Genomic DNA, 283 nt, shown 5'->3' with positions numbered 1-283 from the left:
CCGTTTCGATGTCTCGAAAGCGATGATCTCTCCGTTGTACAAATCCATGACGGGGGACAAATACAGTTTTTCGCCGGCGACGTTGAACTCGGTGACGTCGGTCACCCATTTCTGATTTGGCTCTATCGCGTTGAAGCGCCGCTGCAGGACATGCGGCGCTGCGTGGCCAACCTCACCTACATACGAACGGTACTTCTTGGGGCGAACCAGTGACTTCAGGCCGAGCTGACCCATCAGGTTTTGAACCGTCTTGTGGTTGACCTTCGTGCCAAGCTGCCGAATA

Annotated in this window: 1 protein-coding gene; it reads right to left on the bottom strand. The window is 54.8% G+C overall.

Going from position 1 to position 283, the window contains the following annotated elements; genetic code table 11:
• A partial coding sequence (locus ACHAC9_RS24620; protein WP_435764454.1) for a DDE-type integrase/transposase/recombinase occupies positions 1–283 on the bottom strand: 283 nt, incomplete at both ends.

The organism is Massilia sp. CMS3.1 (genome assembly GCF_051262535.1).
GTDB lineage: Bacteria > Pseudomonadota > Gammaproteobacteria > Burkholderiales > Burkholderiaceae_D > Telluria.
This window is presented reverse-complemented; position numbering and strand designations above follow the sequence as displayed.